This is a genomic window from Azospira sp. MPR-E4, assembly GCF_058809645.1.
The window spans coordinates 36465-60742 of the sequence record NZ_JBXAST010000013.1; the positions used below are offsets into that span (position 1 = coordinate 36465).

At 66.5% G+C, this 24278-nt stretch carries 22 protein-coding genes; 6 read left to right on the forward strand and 16 right to left on the reverse strand.

Going from position 1 to position 24278, the window contains the following annotated elements:
- Nucleotides 1–68: 68 nt before the first annotated feature.
- Both ruvA and ruvC read right to left on the reverse strand, forming a co-directional pair.
- Nucleotides 69–653 carry a Holliday junction branch migration protein RuvA gene (ruvA, locus tag AC1RTA_RS06290; RefSeq protein WP_152089996.1) on the reverse strand — a complete coding sequence of 195 codons (585 nt, stop codon included), beginning with the start codon at nt 651–653 and terminating at the stop codon, nt 69–71.
- Complete coding sequence (gene ruvC / locus AC1RTA_RS06295) at nt 650–1255, reverse strand: crossover junction endodeoxyribonuclease RuvC (protein ID WP_492784265.1); 606 nt, start codon at nt 1253–1255, stop codon at nt 650–652. The genes ruvA and ruvC overlap by 4 nt, the downstream gene beginning before the upstream one ends.
- A 219-nt stretch (nt 1256–1474) precedes the next feature.
- On the opposite strand from ruvC, the gene AC1RTA_RS06300 reads away from it, so the two are divergent.
- Nucleotides 1475–1945 carry a hemerythrin domain-containing protein gene (locus AC1RTA_RS06300; protein ID WP_492784266.1) on the forward strand — a complete coding sequence of 157 codons (471 nt, stop codon included), beginning with the start codon at nt 1475–1477 and terminating at the stop codon, nt 1943–1945.
- Here AC1RTA_RS06300 and AC1RTA_RS06305 read toward each other — a convergent pair.
- Nucleotides 1942–2799, reverse strand: a complete 858-nt coding sequence (locus AC1RTA_RS06305; RefSeq protein WP_130459836.1) for a DMT family transporter — start codon at nt 2797–2799, stop codon at nt 1942–1944. The two genes, AC1RTA_RS06300 and AC1RTA_RS06305, sit on opposite strands and share 4 nt — an antisense overlap.
- A 72-nt stretch (nt 2800–2871) precedes the next feature.
- Nucleotides 2872–3597, reverse strand: a complete 726-nt coding sequence (locus tag AC1RTA_RS06310) for a YebC/PmpR family DNA-binding transcriptional regulator (protein WP_014235604.1) — start codon at nt 3595–3597, stop codon at nt 2872–2874.
- Between the two features lie 68 nt (nt 3598–3665).
- Here AC1RTA_RS06310 and AC1RTA_RS06315 point away from each other — a divergent pair, with 68 nt between their 5' ends.
- Nucleotides 3666–5186, forward strand: coding sequence for a helicase HerA-like domain-containing protein (locus AC1RTA_RS06315; RefSeq protein WP_492784267.1), 1521 nt, complete (start codon nt 3666–3668; stop codon nt 5184–5186).
- On the opposite strand, the gene AC1RTA_RS06320 is transcribed toward AC1RTA_RS06315, so the two are convergent.
- From AC1RTA_RS06320 to AC1RTA_RS06335, 4 genes are all read right to left on the reverse strand, one after another.
- Nucleotides 5183–5569 carry an HNH endonuclease gene (locus AC1RTA_RS06320; protein WP_492784268.1) on the reverse strand — a complete coding sequence of 129 codons (387 nt, stop codon included), beginning with the start codon at nt 5567–5569 and terminating at the stop codon, nt 5183–5185. The genes AC1RTA_RS06315 and AC1RTA_RS06320 overlap by 4 nt on opposite strands.
- A 270-nt stretch (nt 5570–5839) precedes the next feature.
- A complete protein-coding gene (locus tag AC1RTA_RS06325; protein ID WP_492784269.1) occupies nt 5840–7165 on the reverse strand; it encodes a malonyl-CoA decarboxylase in 1326 nt (441 codons plus the stop codon).
- Nucleotides 7166–7226: 61 nt separating this feature from the next.
- On the reverse strand, nt 7227–8012 hold the full coding sequence (gene lgt, locus AC1RTA_RS06330; RefSeq protein ID WP_492784270.1) for a prolipoprotein diacylglyceryl transferase: 786 nt from the start codon (nt 8010–8012) through the stop codon (nt 7227–7229).
- A gap of 49 nt (nt 8013–8061) precedes the next feature.
- Entirely contained in the window at nt 8062–9675 is a 1614-nt protein-coding gene (locus AC1RTA_RS06335) for a methyl-accepting chemotaxis protein (protein ID WP_492784271.1), read from the reverse strand.
- Between the two features lie 150 nt (nt 9676–9825).
- On the opposite strand from AC1RTA_RS06335, the gene ilvD reads away from it, so the two are divergent.
- The gene (ilvD, locus tag AC1RTA_RS06340; RefSeq protein ID WP_014236225.1) at nt 9826–11685 is read left to right on the forward strand and encodes a dihydroxy-acid dehydratase; all 1860 of its coding nucleotides are present in this window, start codon (nt 9826–9828) and stop codon (nt 11683–11685) included.
- A 195-nt stretch (nt 11686–11880) separates the two neighbouring features.
- Nucleotides 11881–12738 carry an RNA polymerase sigma factor RpoH gene (gene rpoH, locus AC1RTA_RS06345; protein WP_014236224.1) on the forward strand — a complete coding sequence of 286 codons (858 nt, stop codon included), beginning with the start codon at nt 11881–11883 and terminating at the stop codon, nt 12736–12738.
- Between the two features lie 133 nt (nt 12739–12871).
- On the opposite strand, the gene AC1RTA_RS06350 is transcribed toward rpoH, so the two are convergent.
- The 3 genes from AC1RTA_RS06350 to AC1RTA_RS06360 are packed head-to-tail and all read right to left on the reverse strand — an operon-like array spanning nt 12872 to nt 14885.
- Nucleotides 12872–13456, reverse strand: coding sequence for an SCO family protein (locus AC1RTA_RS06350; protein ID WP_492784272.1), 585 nt, complete (start codon nt 13454–13456; stop codon nt 12872–12874).
- A complete protein-coding gene (locus tag AC1RTA_RS06355; RefSeq protein ID WP_492784273.1) occupies nt 13453–13941 on the reverse strand; it encodes a glutathione peroxidase in 489 nt (162 codons plus the stop codon). Before AC1RTA_RS06355 ends, AC1RTA_RS06350 begins: the two co-directional genes overlap by 4 nt.
- A gap of 47 nt (nt 13942–13988) precedes the next feature.
- A complete protein-coding gene (locus tag AC1RTA_RS06360) occupies nt 13989–14885 on the reverse strand; it encodes an AEC family transporter (protein ID WP_205231273.1) in 897 nt (298 codons plus the stop codon).
- A gap of 123 nt (nt 14886–15008) precedes the next feature.
- Between AC1RTA_RS06360 and AC1RTA_RS06365 the strand changes: the two genes are divergently transcribed.
- Nucleotides 15009–15425: a bacteriohemerythrin gene (locus AC1RTA_RS06365; protein WP_014236220.1), complete on the forward strand. Its 417-nt coding sequence runs from the start codon at nt 15009–15011 to the stop codon at nt 15423–15425.
- A 78-nt stretch (nt 15426–15503) separates the two neighbouring features.
- Here the strand turns inward: AC1RTA_RS06365 and AC1RTA_RS06370 are convergent, their stop codons facing one another.
- The 4 genes from AC1RTA_RS06370 to AC1RTA_RS06385 all read right to left on the reverse strand — a co-directional run bounded on the left by AC1RTA_RS06370 (nt 15504) and on the right by AC1RTA_RS06385 (nt 20733).
- Nucleotides 15504–17111, reverse strand: coding sequence for a methyl-accepting chemotaxis protein (locus tag AC1RTA_RS06370; protein ID WP_492784274.1), 1608 nt, complete (start codon nt 17109–17111; stop codon nt 15504–15506).
- A gap of 131 nt (nt 17112–17242) precedes the next feature.
- A complete protein-coding gene (locus AC1RTA_RS06375) occupies nt 17243–18409 on the reverse strand; it encodes a CaiB/BaiF CoA transferase family protein (RefSeq protein ID WP_492784275.1) in 1167 nt (388 codons plus the stop codon).
- A gap of 92 nt (nt 18410–18501) precedes the next feature.
- The gene (locus AC1RTA_RS06380; RefSeq protein WP_014236217.1) at nt 18502–19734 is read right to left on the reverse strand and encodes a phenylacetate--CoA ligase family protein; all 1233 of its coding nucleotides are present in this window, start codon (nt 19732–19734) and stop codon (nt 18502–18504) included.
- Nucleotides 19735–19896: 162 nt separating this feature from the next.
- A complete protein-coding gene (locus AC1RTA_RS06385) occupies nt 19897–20733 on the reverse strand; it encodes an ABC transporter ATP-binding protein (protein ID WP_014236216.1) in 837 nt (278 codons plus the stop codon).
- A 216-nt stretch (nt 20734–20949) separates the two neighbouring features.
- On the opposite strand from AC1RTA_RS06385, the gene AC1RTA_RS06390 reads away from it, so the two are divergent.
- Complete coding sequence (locus AC1RTA_RS06390) at nt 20950–22101, forward strand: AI-2E family transporter (RefSeq protein ID WP_492784276.1); 1152 nt, start codon at nt 20950–20952, stop codon at nt 22099–22101.
- Between the two features lie 50 nt (nt 22102–22151).
- On the opposite strand, the gene thiC is transcribed toward AC1RTA_RS06390, so the two are convergent.
- Nucleotides 22152–24068, reverse strand: coding sequence for a phosphomethylpyrimidine synthase ThiC (thiC, locus tag AC1RTA_RS06395; RefSeq protein WP_014235537.1), 1917 nt, complete (start codon nt 24066–24068; stop codon nt 22152–22154).
- Nucleotides 24069–24278: the final 210 nt, after the last annotated feature.

The following is a 24278-nucleotide window of genomic DNA, read 5'->3' on the forward strand; positions in this document are numbered from 1 at the left end:
CCTGGAGTGAGCCTGGAAAGTGCGGCGGGCGAGGCCCGGTAAGCCGCCATTTTACTCCCGCCGCCCCCTCAGGGCTTGGCCAGCAGTTTGAGGGCCTGGCGGATGCCATCGGAAACGCCGCTGCCGGCGGGCAACTGCTTGAGGGCAGCAGCGGCTTCCCGCTCGTTGTAACCCAGGGCCAGCAGCGCATTGAGGATGTCCGACTGGTCGTCGTGCACCACCAGGGCCGCAGCGGCCCCGCCGCCCACCACCGGGGCCAGCTTGTCCTTCAGTTCCAGCAGCAGGCGCTCGGCAGTCTTCTTGCCGATGCCCGGAACTTTGGTCAGGCGGCCGGCCTCCTGGCGGGAGATGGCCGCCGCCAGGTCGCTGACGGAAAGGCCGGAGAGAATGGCCAGGGCCATGCGGGGGCCGACGCCGGAAATCTTGATCAGCTGGCGGAAGGCGAAACGCTCCGCCTCGGTGAGAAAGCCGAAGAGAAAATGGCCATCCTCCCGCACCACGAAGTGGGTCAGCAGGGTCACCTTGTCGCCGTTGCCCGGCAGGTTGTAGAAGGTGCTCATGGGCACATCCACCTCGTAGCCGACGCCCTGCACGTCCAGGACCACCTGGGGGGGATTCTTTTCGGCCAGGAGGCCGGTGAGTCTTCCGATCATGTTCTCTTCCTTGGATTGGGAGCTTCCATCAGGCGGCCACCGCGCACCCGCAGGCCGGCGGTGGCGATGTGGCCCAGGCCCTGGCCACCGTGGGCGTGGGCGATGGCACAGGCCAGGGCATCGGCGGCGTCGGCGGACGGGTTGCCGGGCAGGCTGAGGAGGCGCTTGACCATGTGCTGCACCTGTTCCTTGGCCGCCTTGCCGTTGCCCACCACTGCCTGCTTCACCTGTAGGGCGGTGTACTCGCCCACCGGCAGGCCGGTGGACACCAGGGCGGTGATGGCGGCGCCGCGGGCCTGGCCCAACAGCAGGGTGGACTGGGGATTGACGTTCACAAAGACCTTTTCCACCGCCGCCTGGGCCGGGCCGTGGGCGGCGACGATTTCCCGGATGCCTTGGTAGATCACCTCCAGGCGCTCCGGCAGAGTGCGGGTGTCGTCGGTGCGGATGCAGCCGCTGCTGACGTAGGCCAGCTTGTTGCCCAGCTTGTCGATGAGGCCGAAGCCAGTGCAACGCAGCCCCGGGTCGATGCCGAGGATGCGCACCGGCACGGGTGCGGCGGCGGCATTCGGCTTGGCGGAGACGGGGGGGATGGCGGACATGGCAGCATTCTAAGGGGGCGGACGCCGCCTGTCGCGCCCGACGGGACCGCAGGCCCGAAATTTGACACGGGTTAAGGATTCGTCATGGACTCCCGCCCAAATTGGCAGGCATAAAAACCAATTCCCTGTGTCCACACCGTCGCAGGAGGGAGAACCATGTCACTGTTACGCAAAATCTTTGGCGATTCACCGCCGCCCCCCGCCCCCGAGGCCCCGCCCATGCCCGAGCCGGTTCCGGCCGCCCGCAGCGGCCCGGCGCCGGGAACCCAGATTCACTACCATCCGGCCCTGGTGCACCAACTCACCGACGAGCACCTGGTGCTGCTGCAGGCCTTCGGCGCCATCCAGAGCGCCGCCGCCCAGGGCAACCTGGCGGAGGCCGCCTCGCTGCTGGAAAAATTCCGGGTACGGCTGCAGGGCCACCTGCTGACCGAGAATGTGCGCCTCTACATCTACCTGGAGCACCAGCTGGCCGGCGACCCCTCCAGCTTCGCCCTGATCCACGAGTTCCGCCAGGAGATGGACGGCATCGGCAAGGCCCTGGCCACCTTCCTGCGCAAGTACCAGAACCTGGCCGTCGAGCCGGGGCTAGCCCCGGCCTTCGTCGATGAACTGGCCGGCGTCGGCAAGGTGCTGGTGGAGCGCATCCAGCGCGAGGAAGCGACCCTCTACCCCCTGTATACCGCCTAGGCCCGCCGCGCCAGGTACACGCCGGCCACGGCCAGCCCCATGCCCGCCAGGGCCGGGCCGGAAAGGGTTTCGCCAAAGGCGGCCCAGGCGATGAGGGCGGTGGTGGGCGGCGTCAGGTAGAACAGGCTGGCCACATTGACGGCGCTGCCGCTGCGGATCAGCACGTTGAGCAGGCTGATGGCGCCCACCGACAGCACCAGCACCAGCCACAGCAGAGCGAAAACGAAGGTACCGCTCCAGGCGATCTCCTGGCTCTCGCTGGCGCCGGCCACCAGCAGGGTCAGCACCGCCGTCGGCAGGAACTGGATGACGGCGCCGGAACGCAGGTCGAAGGCAGGGCAGAAGCGCTTCTGGTAGAGGGTGCCCAGGGTGATGCCGAGCAGGGCCACCAGGGCCGGGACGATGGCCGGCAGCAGCTCGGCCAGGGGCTGGCTGCCGAACTTGCCGGAAACCACCAGACCCACGCCGCTCAGGCCCAGCACCAGACCCAGCCACTGGCGCCGGCTGACCGCCTCCCCCAGCAGCCAGCCGGCCCCCAGGGCGGTCAGCAGGGGCTGCATGCCCACCACCAGGGCGGTGATGCCGGCCGGCAGACCGCGGTGGATGGCCATGAAGACGCCGCCGAGATAGACCGCATGCAGCAGCACCCCGGAGAAGCCGATGTGCAGCCATTCCTGGCGGGTAGCAGGCCAGGAGGCGCGAAATACAAGGGCCACCGGCAGCATCAGTCCGAGCACCAGGAGATAGCGGGCGCTGAGGAAGGTCAGGGGCTCCGCATAGGGCAGGCCGTACTTGGCGCCGATGAAGCCGGTGCTCCACAGCAGCACGAAGAGAAAGGGCAGGAACTTGCGCACGAGGCCTCGCGACAAAAGAAAAAGCGGCGCCAGGCGCCGCTTTCTCGGGGGAACAAAAGCAGACCGGGCTGATTATTCGTCCATCACGGCGGAGGTGTAAACCTCCTGCACGTCGTCCAGGGACTCCAGGGCGTCGATCAGCTTCTGCATGCGCTGGGCGTCTTCCCCGGTCAGTTCGGATTCGTTCAGGGCCTTCATGGTCACTTCCGCCATCTCGGGCTTGAAGCCGGCCTTTTCCAGCGCTTCCTGCACGTTCAGCAGGTCGTTGGGCGGGGTCAGCACTTCGATGGAGCCGTCATCGTTGGTGATGATGTCGTCGGCGCCGGCCTCGATGGCCGCATCCATGATGGCGGCCTCGTCGGCGCCGGGGGCGAACAGCATCTGGCCGCAGTGCTTGAACTGGAAGGAAACGCAGCCTTCGGTGCCCATGTTGCCGCCGTACTTGTTGAAGGCGTGGCGCACATCGGCCACGGTGCGCACCCGGTTGTCGGTGAGGCAGTCCACCATCACCGCGGCACCGCCGATGCCGTAGCCTTCGTAGCGGATTTCCTCATAGCTGACGCCTTCCAGCTGGCCGGTGCCGCGCTTGATGGCGTTGTCGATGTTGTCCTTGGGCATGGATTCGCCCTTGGCCTTTTCCATGGCCAGGCGCAGGCGCGGATTCATGGCCGGATCGCCCCCGCCCATCTTGGCGGCGACGGTGATTTCCTTGATCAGCTTGGTGAAGACCTTGCCCCGCTTGGCGTCCTGACGGCCCTTGCGGTGCTGGATATTGGCCCATTTGGAGTGTCCGGCCATGGCTAACCTCGTAGCGAAAAACTGTTGATAGAATCGGACAATTCTAGCATAGCCACCGGACCCCACTCATGGCCCAGCCCCTAGTCATCGCCCGCCACGCCGCCACCGACCTGGCTCTCCTGCCCGCCCTGGCCAACCGCCACGGCCTCATCACCGGCGCCACCGGCACCGGCAAGACCATCACCCTGCAGGTGCTGGCGGAGCGCTTCTCCAGCATCGGTGTGCCCGTCTTCCTGGCCGACGCCAAGGGCGACCTCTCGGGCCTGGCCGCCGCCGGCAAGACCTCGCCCAAGCTGGAGGAGCGGCTGCACCACCTGGGCGTCACCGACTGGACTCCGACATCCTTCCCCACCGTCTTCTGGGACGTCTTCGGCCAGCAGGGCCACCCGGTGCGGGCCACCATTTCCGACATGGGCCCCCTGCTGCTGGCCCGCCTGCTCAACCTCAACGACACCCAGAGCGGGGTGCTGCAGCTGGTGTTCAAGATCGCCGACGACCAGGGCCTGATGCTGCTGGACCTGAAGGACCTGCGGGCCATGGTGCAGCACGTGGGCGAGCACGCCAAGGAATTCACCAGCGAGTACGGCAACGTCTCCGCCGCCTCCATCGGCGCCATCCAGCGCGCCCTCCTGACCCTGGGCGAACAGGGCGGCGACAGCTTCTTCGGCGAGCCCATGCTGGACATCGCCGATCTCATGCAGACCGACAATGGCAAGGGCGTGGTGAACATCCTGGCGGCGGACAAGCTGATGGGCGCGCCCCGCCTCTATGCCACCTTCCTGCTATGGCTGCTGGCCGAACTGTTCGAGCACCTGCCGGAAGTGGGGGACCTGGAAAAGCCCAAGCTGGTGTTCTTCTTCGACGAAGCCCACCTGCTCTTCAACGAAGCCCCGCCGGCCCTGCTGGAAAAGGTGGAACAGGTGGTGCGCCTGATCCGCTCCAAGGGCGTCGGCGTGTACTTCGTCACCCAGAACCCCCTGGACATTCCCGACACCGTCCTCGGCCAGCTCGGCAACCGGGTGCAGCACGCCCTGCGCGCCTTCACCCCGCGGGACCAGAAGGCCGTCAAATCCGCCGCCCAGACCCTGCGCGCCAACCCGGCCTTCGACGCCGAGGCGGCCATCACCGAACTGGGCGTCGGCGAAGCCCTGGTCTCCTGCCTGGACGAAAAAGGCCGGCCCAACGTGGTGGAACGGGCCTTCATCCTGCCCCCCGCCTCCCGCATCGGCCCCTTGAGCGCCGAGGAGCGCCAGCAGGCCGTCCGCAATTCCGTGCTCTACGGCCACTATGAACAGGCGGTGGATCGGGAATCGGCCTACGAAATCCTCAAGGGCCGCACCGCACCGCCCGCCCAGGCCCAACCGGCGCCCACCTCCCCTGCCCCGCAAGCCAATGGCGGCGGCCTTTTCGGCGGCGTGCTGGGGGACGTGCTGGGCGGGGGTCAGAGCCCCCGCGGCCGCCAGAGCGACTCCGTCCTCACCACCGTCGCCAAGAGCGCCGCCCGCGCCATCGGCTCCCAGATCGGCCGGGAGATCATCCGCGGGGTGCTGGGGTCGATTCTGGGCGGTAGCGGCAGCCGGCGGCGCTAAAAGACAATTCGGACCTTCTCAGGCAGAACGTCTTCAAGCCCATTCCAGTCACTTTTAATGGGATCGTAAAACCGAGGATCTGCTATTCCCACTTCTTCCAGCGTGTAGTTCATACGGCCAAAGTTGCATGCTGCGCAAGCGATCACCATGTTTTCCAGATCATTCGTTCCCCCGCGGGCATGGGGAAGAATATGGTCATACTGAACCCACAGCGCTTGAAATGCCGCATGTTGGGTAATGTTGGTACGCCCCCAAGGCAAAGCCTCTGGATAGCACTTGTGCAGGTATGAACGCACCTCTTGTCTGATCAGGGGAAGGCCGCAAAAACGGCATTGAAATCCATCTCGCTTCAAGAGCTGCCACTTCCCTTGGCTGGATGGCATTCGCGACTCCACCCGCTCACTCATTAATTGATTTCCTGGCGCATCGGAAATAGTCCGGACCTTTACATACGGACTTGATTTTCCCCATATTGAATCCAGCCATTGACGGACAACAGCGGAATTCGACTCTCTCAATAACTGATCGGCCTCTTTCGTTAGCCCCTGCGAGTGAGCATTAGCCGCCTGCCTCAACATAGCGGAGCATTGATAGAGCTCTGGAATGGGCTCTCGGAAGCACCTGATCAAAGCAGTATTCCTCCGCGAACTCACCTACCCCTTCGCCGCATGCCTCACCGCAGCCACCGCCGCCAGGCGGCCTTCGCGGACGAAGGCGTCCACGTTGGCTTCCAGGTCGTCCGGTTCGTACAGGTAGTTCACCATCATGCCGTAGGACTGCTTGAACCCTTTTGCGGCGGTGTCGGCGAGGAAGTTGAGGCGCTCCACCCGGGCGCCGTTGCCCAGGTGGAAGCGGGCCACCGGGTCGAAGGGCTTGTCGCCGGACTTGCCGGTAAGCAAGTAGCGGGCGGCCAGACGCACCAGGCCCGGCTCAATGAGCCGCGCCAGACGGGCATCTGCAGCCCATTCGCCCTTGGGCAGCAGGGCCCGCAGGGCATCGGCGTCGGGTTCGATGCCGGCCTGCTTGGCGATCTTGGCCAGATCGGGCGCGAAGCAGGCGGCGAACGCTTCCGGGTTGCGGTCGGCCCACAGGCGCAGGGTGGGCAGGGGTGAAAGGGTGGCGAAGGTCTTGAGGCGGGGGAAGTCCCGCTTGAGGTCGTCGATCACCCGCTTCAGCAGGAAGTTGCCGAAGGAGACGCCGCGCAGGCCCACCTGGGTGTTGGAGATGGAATAGAAAATGGCGGTGTCGGCCCGGTGCGGGTCGGCGGTGGGGGCGTCCTCGTCCAGCAGGTGCTGCACCGAGTCGGAGAGCTTATTGACCAGGGCCACTTCGACGAAGATGAGGGGCTCCACCGGCATGCGCGGGTGGAAGAAGGCGTAGCAGCGCCGGTCCGAGTCGAGGCGGTTCTTCAGGTCCTTCCAGGAGCGGATCTCGTGCACCGCTTCGTACTGGATCAGCTTTTCCAGCAGGGCCGCCGGGGCCTGCCAGGTGAGGCGGGAAATTTCCAGGAAGCCGACGTCGAACCAGGAGGTGAGACGGTTCTCCAGCTCCCGGTCCAGGGCCTTCAGTTCCGGGTCCTTGTCGAGAAAGCGCAGCAGGTCGGCCCGCAGGTCCACCAGGAATTTCACGCCCTGGGGAATGGCATTGAACTGGGTCAGGATGCGGATGCGGGAAGAACGCATGGCGGCCCGCAAGGCGGCTTCCGCATCCCACTGGGCGGGGCTGCCGACGGCCTGCTGGTAGGCGCTGTGGGCGGTGGCGACGCGCTTGGGATCGGGGCCGAACTCCAGGGCGATGAGGCGCAGGAATTCGTGGCGGCCCCCATCGTCCAGACCGAGGTAGGTTTCCGCCAATTGGGCGGCCCGGGCCCGGGCAGAGACTTCGCCGCCCAGGCTGGCGGCGCATTCCTTCAGTTGTTCGCGGATGCGAGCCAGCTGTTTGGCTGGCAGGGCAGCGGTTTTGCTGGGGGCGGTGGCCATGGGGCTTCTCCTTGTTCTTCCGGCGGGGGTGTCCCCGATGGTAGAGAAGCCCCGCGGCAAGTCAAGGCTGGTGCCGGGCCCGCAGCAGGATGAAGACGCCGATGGCAACCATGGGCAGGGACAGCCACTGCCCCATGCTGATGGCGTAGCTGTGACCGAAGATGCCGGCATCGGGCTCGCGGAAGAATTCGGCGATGAAGCGGAAGGCGCCGTAGCCGATGAGGAAGACGCCGGAGACGGCGCCCGTGGGCCGAGGCCTGGCGGAGTAGAGCCACAGCAGGACGAACAGGCACAGCCCTTCCAGCCCGGCCTGGTAGAGCTGGGAGGGATGGCGCGGCTGGCTGTCCACCTGGGGGAAGATCATGGCCCAGGGCAGGCTGGCGTCGGCCACCCGGCCCCACAGTTCGCCGTTGATGAAATTGCCGATGCGCCCGGCAGCAAGACCCAGGGGCACCAGGGGGGCGATGAAGTCGGTGACGGTGAAGAAGGACTTGCCGTGCTTGCGCCCCCACCAGGCCATGGCCACCAGCACGCCGAGGAAGCCGCCGTGGAAGGACATGCCGCCCTTCCACACCGCCAGGATTTCCGCCGGATTGGCGAAGTAGTAGCCCGGCTCGTAGAACAGCACCTGGCCCAGGCGCCCGCCCAGGACCACGCCGAGGACGCCCCAGAAAAGCAGGTCGTCGAGCTGTTCCAGGCTCCAGCCACCGTCGGGCCGGCGCCGGATGCGCTGACGCCCGAGGAAATAGAAGGCGGCGAAGGCAACCAGGTACATGAGACCGTACCAGCGCACGGCCAGGGGGCCGAGGGATACGGCGATGGGATCGAACTGGGGATGGATGAGCATGGAAAGACCGGGAGGCGAGGCGTAAGGCCGCAAGCCTAGCAGTATCGGCTCAAACCTTGAAGCGTTCCGCCGTCTGCCGCATCTCCTGGGCCAGGGCCGCCAGATTGCCGGACAGCTGGGCGGTGTTCTCCGCGCCCCGGTTGTTTTCCTCGCTCATCTGGGCGATCCGCTCCACGTGGCCGGCGATCTGGTTGCTGGCCTCCCCCTGCTCCCGCAGGGCGCCGGAGATGGCATTCACCTCCTGCTCCACCTCCGCCGCCCCGGCGGTGATGCGGGTCACCGCGCCCCCGGCCGTGTCGGCCAGGGTCACACCCTGTTCCACCAGGCCCACGGCCTGCTCCATGCCGGAGGAGGCATGGTCCACGCCGGACTGGATGGCGGCGATCTTGGCGGCGATGTCCTGGGTCGCCAGGGCGGTGCGCTCGGCCAGCTTGCGCACTTCGTCGGCCACCACGGCGAAGCCCCGGCCCTGCTCCCCGGCCCGGGCGGCTTCGATGGCGGCGTTGAGGGCCAGCAGATTAGTCTGGTCCGCCACCTCCTTGATCACCTGGACGATGCCGGAAATTTCCTGGGAGGCCACGCCCAGTTCCCGGATGGCGGCGGCCGTCTCCTCGATGCGGCGGGCGATGCCGCCCATGGAGTCCACCGCATTGGCGATGACGCCGCCTCCTTCCCGGGAGGCCTGGCCGGAGGCCTGGGCCAGCTCGAAGGCCCGGCTGGCGTTGTCCGCCACCTGGTTGATGCTCACCGTCAGCTGTTCCACCGTGGCCGCCATGGAGGATGCGGCCTCGGACTGGGCGCCGGAGCCGGCGGAAACCTGGCGCGAGGCCTCGGCCAGGCTGTCGGCGGCAGACGCCACCTGGGCAATGCCGGCCAGCATGGATTGCAGGGCGGCGCGCACCGAAGCGGTTAGGTGGTTCACCGACTGGGCCGTTTCGCCGATTTCATCGTGGCCATGGGCATCGAGCTGGCGGGTAAAGTCGGCGCTCTGTTCGATGCCCAGCACTTCCTCGCGGATTTTCTGCAGGGGCCGGACGATGGAACCGTAGAGCCAGAAAGCCAGCACCGCACCGAGGGCCAGGGCCACCAGATTGATGCCGATGATCCACATCTGGCCGACCCGGGAAATGGTGCGGGCCTCCTGCTGGGCCTTTTCGGCGCCCTTCACGGTGTAGTCCACGATGGCGTCGATGGTGGGCCGCAGGGCGCGGATGGCCTTGCGCGAATCGCCCTCGAAATAGGCGATGCTCTCATCCCGCCGCCCTTCCCGGGCCAGGGCCACCATCCGCTCGTGGGTCGCCAGGTAGGCCTCCAGCTTTTCCCGGTAGGCGGCATAGAGGGCTTTTTCTTCGTCGCCATGGATCAGGGACTGGAATGCCTGGTCAAACTTGCGCAAGGCCTCGAGATTCTGGTTGCCGCGCTTTACCGCGTCGTCGATTTCCGCACTGTTGCGGGCGATCAGCAGCTGGGTCTCCCGGTTGCGGAAGTCCAGGGACTCGGCATTGATGCCGGAAGCGGCCCGGATGCTGGGCTGCCAGACATCGGATATCTCGGCCAGGGACTGCTCCAGCCGGTCAAAACGATTCAGGCCGACCACCCCGACCAGGGTGATCAGGACCTGCATGGCGACAAGGGAGAACACCAGTTTTCGGGAAATGCGCATGGCTTTTAACTCCGTCTTTTGCAGCAAAAACCGTGGAACGCCGCCGTTTTCGTCAAGCGGGCATCCGATCATAACATGCTAGTATTTAGGCCCTGATTTTCAGCCGCCCGGACCGGTTCCGGGCAGCCTACGTTGTCTGGAGACCCGACTATGCCCGCCTATCGTTCCCGCACCTCCACCCACGGCCGCAACATGGCCGGCGCCCGCGCCCTGTGGCGCGCCACCGGCATGAAGGACGGCGATTTCGGCAAGCCCATCATTGCCGTGGTGAACTCCTTCACCCAGTTCGTGCCCGGCCACGTGCACCTGAAGGACCTGGGCCAGCTGGTGGCCCGGGAGATCGAGGCGGCCGGCGGCATCGCCAAGGAATTCAACACCATCGCCATCGACGACGGCATCGCCATGGGCCACGACGGCATGCTCTACAGCCTGCCCTCCCGGGACCTGATCGCCGACTCCGTGGAATACATGGTGAACGCCCACTGTGCCGACGCCATGGTGTGCATCTCCAACTGCGACAAGATCACCCCGGGCATGCTGATGGCCGCCATGCGGGTCAACATCCCCACCATCTTCGTCTCCGGCGGCCCCATGGAAGCCGGCAAGGTGAAGTGGGAAGGCAAGACCATCGCCGTCGATCTAATCGACGCCATGATCAAGGCCGGCGACAGCAACTGTTCCGACGCGGAAGTCGAGGAGTTCGAGCGCTCCGCCTGCCCCACCTGCGGCTCCTGTTCCGGCATGTTCACCGCCAACTCCATGAACTGCCTGACCGAAGCCCTGGGTCTGTCCCTGCCCGGTAACGGCACCCTGGTGGCCACCCACGCCGACCGCAAGGGCCTCTTCCTCGAAGCCGGCCGCCGCATCGTGCGTCTGGCCCAGCGCTGGTACGAAGAGAACGACGCCTCCGTGCTGCCCCGCTCCATCGCCAACCAGAAGGCCTTCGAGAACGCCTTCGCCCTGGACGTGGCCATGGGCGGTTCCACCAACACCGTGCTGCACCTCCTGGCCACCGCCCAGGAAGCCGGCGTCACCTTCACCATGGCCGACATCGACGCCATCTCCCGCAAGGTGCCCTGCTTGTGCAAGGTGGCCCCGGCCACCCAGGACTACCACATCGAGGACGTGCATCGGGCCGGCGGCATCATGGCCATCCTGGGCGAACTGTCCCGCGGCGGCCTGATCCATCGCGACACTCCCACCGTGCACTGCCACACCCTGGGCGAAGCCATCGACACCTACGACGTGCAGCGCGCCGGCTCCCAGCGCACCCTGGAATTCTTCCGCGCCGCCCCCGGCGGCATCCCCACCCAGACCGCCTTCAGCCAGGACCGCCGCTACACCGAGCTGGACCAGGACCGCAGCAACGGCTGCATCCGCAACGTGGCCCACGCCTACAGCAAGGAAGGCGGCCTGGCCGTCCTGCACGGCAACATTGCCCTCGACGGCTGCATCGTGAAGACCGCCGGTGTCGATGAATCCATCTGGAAATTCACCGGCAAGGCCAAAGTCTATGAGAGCCAGGATTCCGCCGTCACCGCCATCCTGGGCGGCGAAGTGGTGGCCGGCGACGTGGTGGTGATCCGCTACGAAGGCCCCAAGGGCGGCCCCGGCATGCAGGAAATGCTCTACCCCACCAGCTATCTCAAGTCCCGCGGCCTGGGCAAGGAATGCGCCCTGCTCACCGACGGCCGCTTCTCCGGCGGCACCTCCGGCCTCTCCATCGGCCACGCTTCCCCGGAAGCGGCCGAGGGCGGCGCCATCGGCCTGGTGCGCACCGGCGACACCATCGAGATCGACATCCCCGGCCGCCGCATCCATCTGGCGGTCTCCGATGCCGAGCTGGAAAAGCGCCGCGCCGAGGAAAACGCCAAGGGTGACAAGGCCTGGAAGCCCACGGAAGAACGGGGCCGCGTCGTTTCCAAGGCCCTGCAGGCCTACGCCCTGATGGCCACCTCCGCCGACAAGGGCGCCGTGCGCGACCTGGGCCAGCTGACCAAGTCCAAGTAAGCCCGCCCACAGCGAGGCCACCGGAACCCGGCCCCAGGCACATGCCCGGGGCCGGGTTTTTCTTTGCCGGGCCCAGGCCGGCAAGACGCCCAACATGTTGATTCTTATAATGGATGGCTGAACTTTTCGCCCTGTTAGCACTCTACTGACGTGAGTGCTAAACTGTGCACAAGAAGTTCAAGGAGGACCCACCCTATGACCCAAGCTTTGACCCTGTCTCATGGCCTGCCCTCTGCGGTAGGCAACCTGGATGCCTACATCCAGGCGGCTCGGCGCTTCCCGATGCTGAGCGAGGCTGAGGAATTCGCCCTGGCCCGCCGTCTCCGCGAGGAAGACGACGTGGATGCTGCACGTCAATTGGTGCTCTCCCATCTGCGTCTGGTCATCGCCATCGCCCGGGGTTACCTGGGTTACGGCCTGCCCCATGCGGACCTGATCCAGGAAGGCAACATCGGCCTGATGAAGGCGGTGAAGCGCTTCGACCCCAGCCGCGGCGTGCGTCTGGTGTCTTTCGCCATGCACTGGATCAAGGCTGAAATCCACGAATACATCCTGAAGAACTGGCGCCTGGTCAAAGTGGCCACCACCAAGGCCCAGCGCAAGCTGTTCTTCAACCTGCGCAGCCTCAAGGCCAGCAGCGACACCCTGACCCCGGCCGAAGTGGACGAGATCGCCTACAAGCTGGGGGTCAAGGCCGAGGAAGTGGTGGAAATGGAAACCCGCATGGGTGGCCGCGACCTGGCCCTGGACGGCTCGCCGGATGACGAGGACGACAACCGGGTGGCGCCCATCGCCTACCTGGCCGACAGCGCCGCCGAGCCGACCCAGGTGCTGGAAGCCCGGGAATACGACCGGCTGCAGAGCGACGGCCTGCAACAGGCCCTGGCCGGCCTGGACGAGCGCAGCCGGCGCATTGTCGAAGCCCGCTGGCTGGACGAGGAAAACCCGGCCACCCTGCACGACCTGGCAGCCGAATTCGGCGTTTCCGCCGAGCGCATCCGCCAGATCGAGGTCAAGGCCCTGCAGAAGATGAAGGGCCTGCTGGCAGCCTGAACCGCCCGGCATCCCGCGGCAAACAGGCCGGCTCCCGTCAGGGGCCGGCCTTTTTCTTTGCCCGATCCTTGCCCGATCCTTGCCCGATCCTTGCCCGATCCTTGCCCGATCCTTTGCCCGATCCGGCGCCGGCTCAGTCCTCACGCAGCAACCGGCGCAGGTCCGCCACCACGGCGGGCACCTGGGCGTTATCCGGAATGAGGAGCCGCAGCCGTCCCCGGGGATCGTAGACGTAGGCGCCGGCCGTGTGATCCAGGGTGTAGCCCAGGCCGCCGCCCACCTCCTGGCGCACCGCGGTGATGCGGAACTCGGCCACGGTCCGGGCCAGGGTTTCCCGGTCACCCCACAGGCCGAGGAAGGACGGGTCGAACCAGGTGACGTACTCGCCCAGGCGGGCCGGGCTGTCCCGCTCCGGGTCCAGGGTGACGAACAGCACCTGCAGCCGCTGCCGCTCCTCCCCCAGGGCCTCCCGCACCGCGGCAAAGCGGGCCAGGGCGGTGGGGCAGATATCGGGGCAGGAGGTGTAGCCGAAGAAGAGGATCACCACCCGGCCGCGGAAGTCCGCCAGACGCCGGGGCTGGCCGCCCTGGTCCGCCAGGGGGCGCGGGAACTCGGCGGCGAAGGTGGCACCGCTGAGATCGGTATGGTGAAAGGGCTGGGGCGGCGAGCAGGCCGTCAGGCCCCAGCACAGCGCCACCCAGAGGAGGAGGTGCTTCACGGCAGCGCCAGCCGGACCTCGATGGCCCGGGCCAGGGCTTCCGGCTTGGTCATGGGCCCATAGCGCCCCACCGCCCGGCCCTGCCGGTCCACCAGGAACTTGGTGAAATTCCACTTGATCGCGGCCGTGCCGAGCCAGCCGGGCTGCGCCTGCTTGAGCCAGCGGAAGAGCGGATCGGCCTGGGGACCGTTGACCTCGAGACGGGCGAAGACGGGAAAGCTGACGTCGTAGTTGAGGGAGCAGAAGCTGGCGATCTCCTCGGCGCTGCCCGGCTCCTGGGCGCCGAACTGGTTGCAGGGAAAGGCCAGCACCGTCAGGCCCTGCTCCCGGTAGCGCCGGTAAAGGGACTCCAGACCCGCATATTGGGGCGTGAAGCCGCAACGGCTGGCCGTATTGACGATGAGCAGCACCTGCCCCCGGTAATCGGCCAGGGACTGCTGGCTGCCGTCGGCACGGCGGACGGAAAAATCGAAGACGCTCGTCATGGTGCAAACCCCGGTGGAGAAGCCGCCACTTTACCCCAGCCCGCCGCTCAGCCCAGGAAGCGGCTCATCCAGAGGGGCATGGTCAGCATGGAGGCCAGGGTGGAGGCGGAGATGAGCCAGGCCACGCTCTGCCCGTCGCCCCCCATGCGCATGGCCAGGATGTAGGCCGAGGAGGCCGTGGGCAGGGCGGCGAAGAGGATGGCCACGTGGTAGTAGAGGCCGGACAGCCCCAGCAGGGGACCGGCGAAGATGGCCACCAGGGGCAGCAGCAGGAGCTTCACCCCCAGGATGTAGAAGGAGGCGGAACGCACCTCGGCCTGGCCCCGCAGGCGCAGGGCCGCCCCCACGGCCAGCAGACCCAGGGCGATGGAGGCGTCTCCCAGGCGGGAGAGGAACATCTGCAGGGGCGCCGGCGGCACGAAGCCGGCCAGGTTGAGCAGGAAGCCGGAGGCGGTGGCCCAGATCAGGGGATTGCGGGCTACCTCCCGCAGGGCGCCGGCCTCGCCATGGCGGGCCAGCATCCACACCGCCGACAGGTTGGCCAGGGGCACGGCGGCACCGACGATAAGGCCCATGGTGGCGATGCCCGGGGTGCCGAAGAGCAGGCCCGCCGCCGCCAGGGCGATGTAGGAATTGAAGCGGAAGCCGCACTGGAACAGGGAGGCCAGCACCAGGGGCTTGAGGCGGAAACACTTGAGGCCGGCCCAGCTCAGCACCATGCCCGCGCCCATGGAGAGCAGGGCGGTGGCCAGCAGGGGTGCCGCCGCCGCCAGATCCAGGCGGGTCTTCAGCACCGCATTGACCAGCAGGGCGGGGAAGAGGATGAAATAGACCAGCTTCTCGATGCCGGCCCAGAAATGATCCCCCAGATGCATGTAGCGGCGCAGCAGCAATCCCAGGAGGATCAGGCAGAAATCGGGCAGGAGCAGGAGGGCGGTGGTCATGGCGACATTCTACCGAGGCCGGCGAAAGCACCCCTTGGCCTTTGCCGCATAGTGAATTCGGTCACGCCGAAGGCTGGTGCCGCCGTGGGAGAATGGCGCCAAACAACATTCAGGGAATCGATCATGCGCGACAACGCCATTGTCCAGTTTGGCCCCCAGTACCACGTGGGCATCCCCCAGGTGGACCAGGAGCACCAGCAGCTGTTCGCCATCGTCGCCCGCATCCAGCAGGCCCTGGAGCAGGACGGCGACACGGCCCAGAACGAGGCCCGCCGGGCGGTGGCCGAGCTGCTGGAATACACCCGCACCCACTTCGCCAGCGAGGAGGCCCTGATGGAGGCGGCCGCCTACCCTGCCCTGCCGGCCCACCGGGAACTGCACCGGGAACTGCTGCTGCAGGTGGGGGAAATGGAACTGCGGGTGGAAGTGGGCGAGCCTTCGGCCAGCCTGGATCTTTCCCGCTTCCTGGCCAAGTGGCTGATCAACCATATCCAGGTGGCCGACCAGCGCTTTGGCGCCTTTGTCGCAGAACGCAGCTAGGCCCCAGCCTGGCCGCCGTGGCGGCCACCCAGGAAAAAAGGCGCCCGCGGGCGCCTTTTTTGTCGCAGTAGTTCCGGCTTAGAGGCGGTACTGGGCCACCACCTGCTGCATCTCCTGGGCCAGGTGGGCCAGCTCCCCGGCGGTGTCGGAGGTGGATTGGGCCGCGGCGCTGTTCTCCTCGGACATCTGGGCGATCTTCTCCACCTGCTGGGCGATGGCGGTGCTGGCCATGCTCTGCTCCCGAATGGCATCGGAAATGTCGCCCACCATGTCCACCGTCTTGCGCGAACCCTCGCCGATTTCCTGGATCGCCTCGTTGGCCTGCTCGGCCCGGGAGACGCCCTCGTCCACCTTTTCCACCACGGCGTGGATGCCATGGACGGCAGCCTGGGCGCCCGCCTGCATCTCCAGGATGGTGCTGGCGATTTCCTGGGTGGACTGGGTGGTACGCTCGGCCAGCTTGCGCACTTCGTCGGCCACCACGGCGAAGCCGCGCCCCTGCTCGCCGGCACGGGCGGCCTCGATGGCGGCGTTGAGGGCCAGCAGGTTGGTCTGGTCGGCCACTTCCTTGATCACTGCCACCACGTTGTTGATGCGCTCGCTCTGCTGTTCCAGGCGGGCGATCTGCTCGGAGGCGTTGCGCACGGTTTCGGCAATGCCGTTGATGCCCTGCACCGTGTCGCCGATGATGCCCTCGCCCTTGTGCGCCAGTGCGCCGGAAGCGGAGGAAAGCTGGTTGGCCTCGCCGGCCCGGTCGGCCACATGGGTGATGCTGACGGTCATCTCCTCCACCGTGGCGGCCATGCTGGAAGCGGCTTCGCTCTGGTGGCCGGAGGCGATGGACATCTGGTGGGAAGCGGTGGCCACCCGGTTGGCGGCATTGTTCACCGCATCGGTATGGTTGCTGATTTCCCGGAAGCTGGCCTGCAGGCGGTCCAGCAGGCGGTTGAAGGCGGAAGAGGCCTGGGCCACTTCATCGGTGCCGCGGACCTCCAGGCGGCCGGTGAAATCCAGCTCCTTCTCGATGCGGGAGAACATGGAGACCATGTTGCCGAGGGAGCTGTCCACATGGCGGTAGACCATGAAACCGAGCCCGGCGACGCCGGCGGTACACAGCAGGATCACCACGATGGAGACCACCTTGCCGCTGCTGTAGGCCTCGCCGGCCTTGCGCACTTCCTCTTCGGCCAGATGCTCGTTGTACTTGCTGTGGGCTTCGACGTTCTCTGCCAGGCGCTTGGACACCTCGCCGGCCTGGCCCATACCGTTCTTGGCCTTTTCCCCATGTCCGGCCTTGGTATCGGCGATGGCCGGGTCGATCAGGGCGTAGTACTCCTTCACCAGGGCCTTGCTGGTTTCCAGGTACTGGCGATCCTTGTCGTCGCTGATCAGCTTCTCGTAATCCTGCAGGGACTGGAGCAGATCCTTCTTGGCGCCTTCGATGCGCTGTTCCACCGCCGGCCGCTGCTCTTCCGTGCTGAGAAGAAACACCAGCATCTGGGTGCGCAGGCGCAGGAAATTGGATTCCATGCTGGCCACCTTGCGGATGCTGGGGATGGAGTTCTCGTGGGCATACTCCAGGTTGGCATTGATGGCCCCCATCTCTTTCAGGCCGAAACCGCCGACCACGATAAGGCCGGCCACCGCCAGCAGGATGAGGAGGGCGAGGCGTTTGGCGATCGTCATTTTTATCCCTTTTCCAATCAAACCATGCAATATGGCTATAACTTATCGCATATTACCTGCGATGAGGATAGGGATTATGTCCGCTTTTTGCCTGACCGCACCCTGACATTTCCTGTCATGCCGCCATCTCCTCAAACCACCCCCAGGTTCTGCAGGCGCTGCCATTCTTCCGCCGTCACCCCGAACTCGGCCAGGATGGCCTGGCCATGCTCCCCGGGCGCCGGTGCCGGCCGCACCGGCTCGGCCGGCATGTCGGAGAGGCGCACCGGCGGCCCGTACTGGGTGATGCCGTCAGCCTGGAAGCCCATGCCCCGGGCCTGGAAGTGGGGATGGGCCAGGGCCTCGGCCACGGTCAGCACCGGCGTGACACAGCAATCGACCCGGGCGAACTTTTCCACCCAGTAGGACTGGGGCTGGCTGGCGAAAAGGGTCTCCAACTCCGCCCGCATGGCCCTGGCCTCGGCTCCGGTGGCGCCATGGCGGGCCTTCCACCGGGGCTGGCCGAGGGTGTCGCAGAAGAGGTCCCAGAACTTGCGCTCCAGGGGTGCCACCGCCATGTAACGGCCGTCGGCCGTGGCGTAGACGCCGTAGCCCGCATCGCCGCCGCTGAGCATGTCCCGGCCCCGCTCCGGCACGCTCCCGCTGCCCAGCAGGGAAAACAGGGGAAAGAGGTTGTGGGCCAGGGCCGCATCGCTCATGGAGACGTCCACGAAACGCCCCTGGCCGCTACGCCGGGCATCGAAGAGGGCCGCCAGGATACCCATCACAGCACTCATGGCGCCGCCCAGCAGATCGCCGATCTGCAGGTTGGGAATGGCCGGCTGACCACCATCCACGCCGATCTGGTCGAGGATGCCGGCGTAGCCGATATAGTTGAGATCATGGCCCGCCGCCAGGGCCAGGGGACCGCTCTGGCCGTAGCCGGTGATGGCGCAGAACACCAGGCGGGGATTGAGGCTGCGCAGAGCCTCGTAGCCCACGCCCAGCTTATCCATGACGCCGGGGCGGAAGCTCTCGATGACCACATCGGCCTCCGCCGCCAGGCGCCGGAACAGGGCCGCCCCTTCGGAATTTTTCAGGTCCAGGCGCAGGCCCCGCTTGTTGCGGTTCACCGCCCGGTAGAAGACGCTGACCCCCTCCGGGCCATCGCCCATGGTGCGGGCGTAATCGCCGGCGCCGTGGTCTTCGATCTTGATCACGTCGGCCCCCAGGTCGGCCAGATGCAGGGTGGCCACCGGGCCGGGCAGGAGGCGGGTCAGGTCGAGGATGCGGACACCTTGCAGGGGCTTGCTGGCCATGTTTGCTCGCTGGGATTGAAGACAATAAAACGGGGTGGCGCCGATCGGACGCCACCCCGTCGTTTTCCCGTGGGGTCGGGGTGGGTTTGTATTTATTCGTAGGTGCGGATGTCCTCGATGACCTTGCCGTCGTTGGGCAGGTCGCCGGGGCTGACGAATCTGACTTCGCCGCGCAGCTTGGTGACGTCCCGGATGCTGGCGACCACCGCGTCGCCGAGCACGTCGTCGCCGCGCCCGCTCTCGCAGTGCAGGACCATGCGGTCCTGGCCGAGGGCATTGTCCACCACCAGGCGGGCCTTGCCGATTTCCGGATGGCGCTTGACCACCGCCGCCACCTGGTGCGGATGGACGAACATGCCCTTGACCTTGGTGGTCTGGTCGGCCCGCCCCAGCCAGCCCTTGATGCGCACATTGGTGCGGCCGCAGGGGGAGATGCCGGGCAGCACGGCGGAAAGATCGCCGGTGGCAAAGCGAAGCAGGGGATAGTCCAGATTGAAGGTGGTGATGAGCACCTCCCCCACCTCGCCGTCGGCCACCGGGTCGCCGGTGCCGGGACGGACGATTTCCATCAGCACGTCCTCGTCCAGGGTCAGCCCCTGCTGGGCCTCGGATTCATAGGCGATCATGCCCAGGTCCGCCGTGGCATAGCACTGGCGCACCGTGATGCCGCGGGCGTTGAGAGCCTGGCGCAGGGAAGGCGGCAGGGCCTCGCCGGAGACCAGGGCCTTGGTCAGGGAAGTGGCATCGGCCTTCAGCTCGTCCGCCTTCTCCAGGATGATCTTGAGGAAGGACGGCGTGCCGACGTAGGCCGCCGGCTTCAGGTCGTTGATGGCCTGCACCTGCATCTCGGTCTGGCCGATGCCGGCGGGAAACACCGGGCAGCCCAGCTTGTGGGCAGCCCCTTCCAGCATGAAGCCGGCCGGGGTGAAGTGGTAGGAGAAGGTGTTGTGGATCAGCTCTCCGGCGCGGAAGCCGGCGCCGTGCAGGGCCCGGGCGAAACGCCACCAGTCCTGGCCCCGCCCTTCCGGATCGTAGATGGGCCCGGGGGAGGCATAGACCCGGGAGAGCCCGGAGAGAGGCGTCGCATTGATGCCGCCGAAGGGCGCCTGCTCCCGCTGCAGATGCACCAGGTCGCTCTTGCGCGTCACCGGCAGGCGGGCCAGGGCGGCACGGTTGTGGATGTCGTTGGGGTTGACCTCCGCCAGCAGCCGCGCGAAGTACGGCGAATGCAGCTTGGCGTGGGCCACCTGCCGCGGCAGCCGCTCCATCAGTGACCGCTCCCGTTCCTCAGGATCGCGGGTTTCCAGGGAGTCGTAGTATTTCATCTGGCGTTCCTTAATCGACGCTCATCAATTCTGTTTTTGTTCCGACGCGAGACAGGTCCTGAGACGGCCAAGTAGCGCTGCAAGACTAGGCGCGCATCCGCGCCGTGTGCACCGGGCACACAAGCGGATAAGCAACGACGTATTGCAGCGCGCACGGCCTTCTCACGAGAGCCAGCGTTTGCGGCGGCGGTAGTGCTTGACGTCCTTGAAGCTCTTCCGCCCCGCCGACGACAGCCCCAGGTAGAACTCCTTCACGTCCTCGTTGGAGGCCAGTTCCTTGGCATCCCCTTCCATCACCACCCGGCCGTTTTCCAGGATGTAGCCCAGGTCGGCGTAGCGCAGGGCCACCATGGTGTTCTGCTCGGCCAGGAGGAAACTGACGTTCTCCCGGGAGTTGAGGTCCTTCACGATCTCGAAGATTTCCTCGACGATCTGGGGGGCCAGGCCCATGGAGGGCTCGTCCAGCAGGATCATTTCCGGCTTGGCCATGAGGGCGCGGCCGATGGCGCACATCTGCTGTTCGCCGCCGGAGGTGTAGCCGGCCTGAGAAGTGCGCCGGGTCTTCAGGCGCGGGAAGTAGTGGTACACCATCTCCAGGTTCTGCTTCAGCTCGGCCCGGGAGTTGCCCCGGGTGTAGGCGCCGGTGAGCAGGTTTTCCTCGATGGAGAGGTGGGCGAAGCAGTGGCGTCCTTCCATGACCTGGATGACGCCCCGCTTGACGAGTTCGTTGGGGGTCAGCTGATCCACCCGGGTGCCCTTGAACTCCACGCTGCCCTTGGTGACGTCGCCCCGTTCGGCGTGCAGCAGGTTGGAGATGGCTTTCAGGGTGGTGCTCTTGCCGGCGCCGTTGGCGCCCAGCAGGGCCACGATCTTGCCCTTGGGCACCGTCAGGGAGACGCCCTTCAGCACCAGGATCACGTGGTCGTAGATGACCTCGATGTTGTTGATGCTGAGGTAGTTCTCCGGGGCGGCCGGGGTGGCTTGAGTGGTCGTGTTCATAGGCTTAGTTTCCCTTCTCTTGGGGCGGGGGGGGGGGGGGGCGGGGGGGGGGGGGGGGGCGGCGGAGGCAGGCATGGCGGACATGAGCAAGGGCAATGGCGCCATGGTAGGCCATTGGCGTCCCGGCTTACAGTCCGGGCCTTGCCGGGCGCGGTCCGCCGGGCGGGGAAGGCGGGTAATCGTCATGCCGATTTGTTAGCATAGCCGTCGGATGCGGTGCGGCCCGGCACTGCGTCTTTTCGTTTCGAGCACCGCTTCGACCACCGTTTCGACCACCGTTTCGACCACGCTTTCCTGGAAATCCTGTCCATGCAGCCCTTCCGTTCTGACCGCATCCTCGGTTTTGCCGCCCTGGGTTTCCTCATCGTCGGTTGCTTCCTGGTGCTGCGCCCCTTCCTTTCCGCCGTGCTCTGGGCGGCGATCCTGGCCACCACGGTGTGGCCGGTGTTCCACTGGGTGGACCAGCGTCTGCCGGGCTGGCGCAACACCTCGGCCCTGCTCACCACCCTGGCCACCGCCCTGGTGCTGGTGGCCCCCTTCATCGTGGTGGCGGTGGGCCTGGGTAGCAACGTGGCGGAACTGGCCGCCGCCACCCGCACCCTGCTGGAGGGCGGCCTGCCCGATGCGCCCCAGTGGCTGCAGGACATCCCCTTCGTCGGCGAACGCCTGCATGCCTACTGGCAGGGCTTCGCCCACAACGGCCAGCGCCTGGTGGCGGAACTGGGCCAGCTGGTGGAACCGGCCAAGGGCCTAGTGCTGAACGGCAGCCGGGCCATCGGCATGGGGGTCTTCCACCTCATGCTGTCGGTGCTGATCGTCTTCTTCCTCTTCCGCGACGGCGAGGCCGTCACCGCCCACCTCACCGCCGTGCTGGAGCGCCTGGCCGGGGCCCGGGGGCGGCGCCTGCTGCACCTGGCCCACGGCACCGTGGGCGGCGTGGTGTACGGCATCATCGGCACCGCCCTGGCCCAGGGGGTCCTGGCCGGCATCGGCTTCGCCGTGGCTGGGGTGCCCGGCGCCCTGCTGCTGGGCCTGGCCACCTTCTTCCTTTCCGCCGTGCCCGTGGGTCCGCCCCTGATCTGGGGGCCGGCCGCCTTCTGGCTGTTCCAGCAGGGGGAGCTGGGCTGGGCCATTTTCGTCGCCGCCTGGGGCTTCTTCGTCGTCAGCACCGTGGACAACGTGCTCAAGCCCCTCATCATCAGCCGCGGTGCCAGCCTGCCCTTCATCCTGGTGCTGCTGGGGGTTCTCGGAGGCGTTCTCGCCTTCGGCTTCATCGGCGTCTTCCTCGGTCCCACCCTGCTGGCGGTGGGCTACCGGCTGATGACCGAATGGACCGCCGGCCTGGCGGAAGGCATGCCCCGGGAATGAAAAACGGCGGCCTGAAGGCCGCCGTTTCCGGGTGAGCTGCCGCCGAGGCCTCAGACCTTGCGGTACAGCTCGGCGCCGCTCTTCACGAATTCCACCGCCTTGGTCTCCATGCCCTTCTCCAGGGCCTCGGCTTCACCGATGCCCTGCTGGGCGGCGAAGTCGCGCACGTCCTGGGTGATCTTCATGGAGCAGAAGTGGGGGCCGCACATGGAGCAGAAGTGGGCCACCTTGGCTGATTCCTTGGGCAGGGTCTCGTCGTGGAAGGACTTGGCCTTGTCCGGGTCCAGGCCCAGGTTGAACTGGTCGTCCCAGCGGAACTCGTAGCGGGCCTTGGACAGGGCGTTGTCGCGGATCTGGGCGCCCGGGTGGCCCTTGGCCAGGTCGGCGGCGTGGGCGGCCAGCTTGTAGGTGATGATGCCTTCCTTGACGTCGTTCTTGTCCGGCAGGCCCAGGTGTTCCTTGGGCGTGACGTAGCAGAGCATGGCCGTGCCGTACCAGCCGATCATGGCGGCGCCGATGCCGCTGGTGATGTGGTCGTAGCCGGGGGCGATGTCGGTGGTCAGGGGGCCCAGGGTGTAGAAGGGGGCTTCCTTGCAGTGCTTCAGCTGCAGGTCCATGTTCTCCTTGATCATGTGCATGGGCACATGGCCGGGACCTTCGATGATGGTCTGCACGTCGTGCTTCCAGGCGATGTCGGTGAGTTCGCCCAGGGTTTCCAGCTCGCCCAGCTGGGCCTCGTCGTTGGCATCGTAGATGGAGCCGGGACGCAGGCCGTCACCGAGACTGAAGGCCACGTCGTAGGCCTTCATGATTTCGCAGATGTCCTCGAAATGGGTGTAGAGGAAGCTTTCCTTGTGATGGGCCAGGCACCACTTGGCCATGATGGAGCCGCCGCGGGAGACGATGCCGGTCATGCGGTTGGCGGTCATGGGGATGTAGCGCAGCAGCACGCCGGCGTGGATGGTGAAGTAGTCCACGCCCTGCTCGGCCTGCTCGATCAGGGTGTCGCGGAAGATTTCCCAGGTCAGCTCCTCGGCCTTGCCATTCACCTTCTCCAGGGCCTGGTAGATGGGCACGGTGCCGATGGGCACGGGGCTGTTGCGGATGATCCATTCCCGGGTTTCGTGGATGTTCTTGCCGGTGGACAGATCCATCACCGTGTCGCCGCCCCAGCGGGTGGACCAGGTCATCTTGTCCACTTCCTCGCTGATGGAAGAACCCAGGGCGGAGTTGCCGATATTGGCGTTGATCTTCACCAGGAAGTTGCGGCCGATGATCATGGGCTCGCTTTCCGGGTGGTTGATGTTGTTGGGGATGATGGCGCGGCCCCGGGCCACTTCGGAACGCACGAATTCCGGGGTGATCTCCTGGGGAATGGCGGCGCCGAAATCCTGCCCCTTGTGCTGGCGGCCCAGCAGCTTGACCATTTTTTCGCCCATGGGGCCGGTGTTGCGCAGGTTTTCCAGGTACTGCTGGCGATTCAGGTTTTCCCGGATGGCCACGTATTCCATTTCCGGGGTGATGATGCCTTTGCGGGCGTAGTGCATCTGGCTGACGTTGGCGCCGGCCTTGGCGCGGCGGGGCTTGCGGTGCAGACCGGGGAAGCGCAGTTCGTCCAGGGCCGGGTCGGCGGCCCGCTGGCGGCCGTATTCGCTGGTTAGGTCGGGCAGCACCTCGGTGTCGCCCCGCTCCTCGATCCACTGCTGGCGCAGGGCCGGCAGGCCGGAACGGATGTCGATTTTGGCGTTGGGGTCGGTGTAGGGGCCGGAACAGTCGTAGACGTAGATGGGCGGGTTCTTCTCGCCGCCGAAACCGGTGGGGGTGTCGGCCTGGGAAATTTCCCGCATGGGCACCCGGATGTCGGGGCGGGAGCCCTCGACGTAGATCTTGCGGGAATTGGGCAGGGGCTGGACCGCCGCTTCGTCCACTTGGGCGGCGGTGGCAATGAATTTGTCGTTGGCGTTCATGGTGTCTCCTTGCTGGGGAGGGGGTGCGGTAGCGCGGCCGGGAGGCCGGCGGGACGGACCCGGTCAGGCAAAGGTGCAAGGAGGGGCGGGGGAGGGCGCAAGAGGCGGCCCGGCGACGCTTTCCCTACGACGGCATTACCCGTACAGGTCATAAGGGTATTTCTCAGCCGGAAGCCAGTATTTCCAAGGCTTTCAGGCACCCCCAAGGTA

What these genes read in the sequence shown, in the direction of transcription:
- AC1RTA_RS06300 (WP_492784266.1), top strand. Translation starts at nt 1,475, where the DNA reads ATGCCCGAGCCGGTTCCGGCCGCCCGCAGCGGCCCGGCGCCGGGAACC.
- lgt (WP_492784270.1), bottom strand. Translation starts at nt 8,012, where the DNA reads ATGCTCATCCATCCCCAGTTCGATCCCATCGCCGTATCCCTCGGCCCC.
- AC1RTA_RS06320 (WP_492784268.1), bottom strand. Translation starts at nt 5,569, where the DNA reads ATGCCATCCAGCCAAGGGAAGTGGCAGCTCTTGAAGCGAGATGGATTT.
- AC1RTA_RS06325 (WP_492784269.1), bottom strand. Translation starts at nt 7,165, where the DNA reads ATGGCCACCGCCCCCAGCAAAACCGCTGCCCTGCCAGCCAAACAGCTG.
- AC1RTA_RS06385 (WP_014236216.1), bottom strand. Translation starts at nt 20,733, where the DNA reads ATGAACACGACCACTCAAGCCACCCCGGCCGCCCCGGAGAACTACCTC.
- AC1RTA_RS06370 (WP_492784274.1), bottom strand. Translation starts at nt 17,111, where the DNA reads ATGACGATCGCCAAACGCCTCGCCCTCCTCATCCTGCTGGCGGTGGCC.
- ruvC (WP_492784265.1), bottom strand. Translation starts at nt 1,255, where the DNA reads ATGTCCGCCATCCCCCCCGTCTCCGCCAAGCCGAATGCCGCCGCCGCA.
- AC1RTA_RS06310 (WP_014235604.1), bottom strand. Translation starts at nt 3,597, where the DNA reads ATGGCCGGACACTCCAAATGGGCCAATATCCAGCACCGCAAGGGCCGT.
- AC1RTA_RS06355 (WP_492784273.1), bottom strand. Translation starts at nt 13,941, where the DNA reads ATGACGAGCGTCTTCGATTTTTCCGTCCGCCGTGCCGACGGCAGCCAG.
- AC1RTA_RS06360 (WP_205231273.1), bottom strand. Translation starts at nt 14,885, where the DNA reads ATGACCACCGCCCTCCTGCTCCTGCCCGATTTCTGCCTGATCCTCCTG.
- AC1RTA_RS06365 (WP_014236220.1), top strand. Translation starts at nt 15,009, where the DNA reads ATGCGCGACAACGCCATTGTCCAGTTTGGCCCCCAGTACCACGTGGGC.
- AC1RTA_RS06380 (WP_014236217.1), bottom strand. Translation starts at nt 19,734, where the DNA reads ATGAAATACTACGACTCCCTGGAAACCCGCGATCCTGAGGAACGGGAG.
- ilvD (WP_014236225.1), top strand. Translation starts at nt 9,826, where the DNA reads ATGCCCGCCTATCGTTCCCGCACCTCCACCCACGGCCGCAACATGGCC.
- ruvA (WP_152089996.1), bottom strand. Translation starts at nt 653, where the DNA reads ATGATCGGAAGACTCACCGGCCTCCTGGCCGAAAAGAATCCCCCCCAG.
- AC1RTA_RS06375 (WP_492784275.1), bottom strand. Translation starts at nt 18,409, where the DNA reads ATGGCCAGCAAGCCCCTGCAAGGTGTCCGCATCCTCGACCTGACCCGC.
- AC1RTA_RS06315 (WP_492784267.1), top strand. Translation starts at nt 3,666, where the DNA reads ATGGCCCAGCCCCTAGTCATCGCCCGCCACGCCGCCACCGACCTGGCT.
- thiC (WP_014235537.1), bottom strand. Translation starts at nt 24,068, where the DNA reads ATGAACGCCAACGACAAATTCATTGCCACCGCCGCCCAAGTGGACGAA.
- rpoH (WP_014236224.1), top strand. Translation starts at nt 11,881, where the DNA reads ATGACCCAAGCTTTGACCCTGTCTCATGGCCTGCCCTCTGCGGTAGGC.
- AC1RTA_RS06335 (WP_492784271.1), bottom strand. Translation starts at nt 9,675, where the DNA reads ATGCGCATTTCCCGAAAACTGGTGTTCTCCCTTGTCGCCATGCAGGTC.